General features: G+C 48.3%; 4 protein-coding genes. All 4 read right to left on the bottom strand.

Annotation, left to right across the window (positions count from 1 at the left end; genetic code table 11):
* Positions 1-71: 71 nt before the first annotated feature.
* Genes Q3886_RS09765 through Q3886_RS09750 form a run of 4 tightly spaced genes read right to left on the bottom strand, consistent with a single transcriptional unit; the run spans position 72 to position 2,995 of the window.
* Positions 72-965 carry a thiamine pyrophosphate-dependent enzyme gene (locus tag Q3886_RS09765; protein ID WP_301861272.1) on the bottom strand — a complete coding sequence of 298 codons (894 nt, stop codon included), beginning with the start codon at positions 963-965 and terminating at the stop codon, positions 72-74.
* Between the two features lies 1 nt (position 966).
* Positions 967-2,148: a hypothetical protein gene (locus Q3886_RS09760; RefSeq protein WP_301861270.1), complete on the bottom strand. Its 1,182-nt coding sequence runs from the start codon at positions 2,146-2,148 to the stop codon at positions 967-969.
* Positions 2,145-2,447, bottom strand: a complete 303-nt coding sequence (locus Q3886_RS09755) for a 4Fe-4S binding protein (protein ID WP_301861269.1) — start codon at positions 2,445-2,447, stop codon at positions 2,145-2,147. The genes Q3886_RS09760 and Q3886_RS09755 overlap by 4 nt, the downstream gene beginning before the upstream one ends.
* A 2-nt stretch (positions 2,448-2,449) precedes the next feature.
* Positions 2,450-2,995 (bottom strand): 2-oxoacid:acceptor oxidoreductase family protein, encoded by a 546-nt coding sequence (locus tag Q3886_RS09750; protein ID WP_301861268.1) that lies wholly within the window; start codon positions 2,993-2,995, stop codon positions 2,450-2,452.
* Positions 2,996-3,014: the final 19 nt, after the last annotated feature.

The raw sequence follows: 3,014 nt of genomic DNA, 5'->3' as shown, positions 1-3,014 counted from the left end.
ATGTATTCTTTTGCTGTCTTCATGCTATCACCTCTTAGAGAACGGCAGCGCATCAGCGCTGCTGGCAAAATCTAGGAATGAATCCAGTGCGAACGAATATGCTGCCATTTTGCATCGCGTATGGCACAAATACGTTCTACATCCACTTCTTTTAAATGGGAAAACCGGCTCTGTATGCGGAGATACAGCTGAACATCGCTGAATTCTTTAGGATTGCGGTTCAGTGTAATTTCACCATGTTCATATTCGGCTAAATACCATAATCCCGTATCAACGGCCTGCTTGGCAATATCTACCGTCCGCTCCGATGCGCAGCCCCAGCCAGTCGGACAGGGAGCAAAAATATGGATGTACGACGGCCCGTCCGTCGCCTTTGCTTTTGCGACCTTATTCAGCAAATCTTCCGGATATCCCAGACTGGCCGTTGCTGCATAGGCAATATCATGGGCCGCAACGATTTCAAACATATTCTTTTTGGGAGTCGTACATCCCGGCAGATGCTGACCAGCCGGCGACGTCGTAGTTTTAGCCCCATAAGGAGTGAGCCCTGATGTTTGCACCCCTGTATTCATATAGGCTTCATTATCGTAGCAGATATAAATAATGCGGTCGCCCCGTTCAATTGCGCCAGATAAGGCCTGAATGCCGATATCTGCCGTACCGCCGTCACCGGCAAAGCCGACAACAGAATAATTTTCCAGCCCTAATGCCTTAGCGCCGGCAGCAACACCCGATTCAAAAGCAGCCGTTCCGGCAAAGGGCGTAATGGCACCGCTGCAGCCAAAGGTCATACTCGGATAAATAAAGGCAACTGTAGACATGCAGTTTGGAGGAACGATGGCAAAGGTCCGCTTTCCCAGAACCTTCATAACCAAGCGTACTGCCAGTGCTGCGCCGCAGCCGCCGCAGGCCTTGTGTCCATAAAATAACTCTTCATTTGTCAAGTTTCGTGCTGTTATGGCCATTTTATATACACCCCAATTTCACAAACGCCAGACGCTCTTTCTGCGATTCGCCAGCAGCCTGTCGCAACAACATATCATAACATTCAGCAATATCCTGTTTTAAAATAGACCGACCACCCAATCCGCCGACAAAGTTTACAGTTTTAGGCACGCTATCCATCGACAGAAGGGCTGAATTCACGTTCGTATATACTACTCCTTCATAGCCATGGCTCAGGTCTTTTTCCAGAACGCCTACAGCCGAAACGCTCTTCAAGACCTGGCGGATATCTTCGGCTGGAAACGGACGCATACAGCGAATTTTCAACAGCCCTACTTTTTTTCCTGCTTCCCGCATAGCATCGACCACACAGCGTACTGTACCAGTTACACTCCCTAATGTCACCAGTACTGCATCGGCATCTTCACACCGATAGGCTTGAATCATGCCACCGTATGTACGACCAAAGAGGCGACCATATTCCGCATCAGCTTCTTTCAGCTTTTCTCCTGCCTTTATCGTTGCCAAATGCTGCTGATAATGGAATTCCAGATTGTAGTCCGGACCCGCAGTAATACAGTTGCTCATGGGATGTTCCAAATCCATTTTATTAGCAAAATTGCGATAGGGAATAAAGGAATCTACCGCTTCCTGATCGGGTACGTCAACGACTTCATACGTATGCGTCAGGACAAATCCATCGAGACAGACCATGACAGGCAGCATGACTTCCGGATCTTCTGCTACTTTATAGGCCTGAATCGTCAAATCCAGCGCTTCCTGCGCATCTTCGGCATACAGTTGAATCCACCCGGATTCAAGCTGCGACAGGGAGTCGCGCTGATCGCCATAAATATTCCAGGGCAATGCCAAAGAACGATTGGCATCCATCATGACGATGGGAAACCGGGCACCACTGGCATAATACAAGCCTTCTACCATATACAGCAGTCCCTGTGAAGACGTAGCCGTAAAGGTACGGGCACCTACAGAGGCTGCGCCAATAGAAGCAGTAATGGCGCTGTGCTCTGATTCGACATGCAGATACTGGGCTTCCAGACTTCCATCTTCTACATAGTCAGACAATCGTTCTACAACAATCGTCTGCGGTGTAATCGGATAGGCTGCAATAACCTGCGGCCGGGCTAATTTAGCTCCGAGAGCTACAGCATCATCGCCGCAGATAAAATGTTTCGTACTCATATGTCGGCCTCCTTTACCAAGGTAATGGCATCAAATTTACATTCATAGGCACAGACGCCGCATCCTTTGCAATAATTGTAGTCGATCTGCAGCTGTTCTGACGACTTGTCAATCGTTCCTTCCGGACATACAAGGAAGCACCGGAGACAGTGTTTGCATGCATCCTGATCAATAATGGGACGGAATGTCCGCATACCCGCATTGATACCAACAATATGGTTAGATGGGCAGCATGGGCCAACGGGATAGTCAGCTAATGTTTTGGGCGGAATAAAATCTACAGGTACAGGTCTGTTCATAATCATGCCTCCCCTTTCACTGCGTTAAATGCAGCCAGAAACAGGTTCTTGTTTTTTTCTCGAATACGCGGTGCCAACTGGTCATCAATGGCATTGAGCACCGAATCAACACTTACATTCCCGGCAGCGGCAGCTAAGGCTGCCAACATGGGAACATTGGTAATAGGACGTCCCAGAATATCAAGTGCCAATGCCGTCGCATCAACTGTTACGACGCAGTAATTACCGGCTTTAGGAAAAGCACTGCTGTCTTTAGTCGTGTTAATAACCAAAATGCCCGTATCTTTCAGGCCTTTCGTAACAGCTTCTCCATACAATGTATCATCCAAAACGACAACATAATCACACGTCTCTACTTCACTGCGATCAGTAACCTTCTTGTCATCAATGCGGGTAAAAGCCAGGACGGGTGCTCCTCTTCGTTCCGGTCCAAAAGAGGGAAAGGCTTGAACAAACTTATGCTCATGAATAGCAACGGCTTGTCCTAATAACCGTGCTGCCGTAAACGCCCCCTGACCACCACGGCCATGCCAACGTACTTCGATCATACTGATTCCTCCTTATTAT

Origin of the sequence: uncultured Megasphaera sp. (assembly GCF_958350005.1) — a bacterium.
In the GTDB taxonomy this organism is placed as follows: Bacteria; Bacillota; Negativicutes; order Veillonellales; family Megasphaeraceae; genus Megasphaera.
The sequence above is the reverse complement of the archived record's forward strand: the minus strand, read 5'-3'. Positions and strand labels throughout refer to the sequence as shown.